Raw genomic sequence first — 867 nt, 5'->3', positions numbered from 1 at the left:
TCTCTGATCGTGTGGCGTCGCAGCTGCGCGGTGAGACTTTGCGTGAGTCGCTGTTGAAGGAGCAGGAGCGCCGTGAACCGAGCCTGCTGGAGGCGATTTCGGCGTTCTGCGCGCCGCTGCTTCGTTCGCTGTCCTCGTCGCTGAGTGGTTCGTCGTTGAGTGATAGTTCGGTGCAGGAACGTCTACGCCGTGCGGGCTCTTCGCAGAGCGTGAGCGCGTTTCGTGCTGAGCAGCTGCTGTGGGCGCTTGCCGGTGTGACCGTCATGAGTGCGCTGACTGTTATCGGCGTGGTGCAGGAGCGTTTCTCCATCCTGGTGGCTCTTGTGCTGGTGCTGGTGAGCGGTTTGAGCGGCTTTCTGGCGCGTGACTGGTGGCTGGGCGAGGCGGTGACCAAGCGTGAGAAGCAGCTGGTTGCTGAGTTCCCGGCGCTGGCGGAGATGATGGCTCTGTCGGTGACGGCGGGCGAGTCGGCGCTGGCGGCTTTGGAGCGTATCTGTCTGACTTCGCGCGGCGAGTTGGCTCGCGAGTTTTCTGAGATTTTGGCGCAGACCCGCACCGGCGTTTCGCTGTTGAGTGCGCTGCAGGAGTTCGCGGAGCGTACTCGTGTTCCGGCGCTGAGCCGCTTCGTTGAGGGTATTGCCGTGGCGATTGAGCGCGGCACCCCTCTGGCCGATGTGTTGCGTGCGCAGGCTCAGGATGTGCGCGATAACGCTAAGCGTGAGCTGATGGAAACAGCCGGTAAGAAGGAGATTGCGATGCTTGCCCCGGTGGTGTTTTTCATCCTGCCGCTGACGGTGATTTTCGCGGTATTCCCTGGCCTGTCGCTCATGCGTTTGAACTTTTAGATCTTGCGGCGGGTACACCCCG

Annotated in this window: 1 protein-coding gene; it reads left to right on the top strand. The window is 62.1% G+C overall.

The genetic code is table 11. The annotated features are described in order from the left end of the window. Positions 1-845 (top strand): type II secretion system F family protein (locus AB8E48_RS08920; protein WP_368886475.1); only part of this gene is annotated, 845 nt, incomplete at its 5' end. Positions 846-867 lie beyond the last annotated feature (22 nt).

This window comes from Rothia mucilaginosa, from assembly GCF_964211445.1.
In the GTDB taxonomy this organism is placed as follows: domain Bacteria; phylum Actinomycetota; class Actinomycetes; order Actinomycetales; family Micrococcaceae; genus Rothia; species Rothia mucilaginosa_E.
Note: the sequence above shows the minus strand (reverse complement) of the source record. Positions and strands in the feature narration are given on the sequence as shown.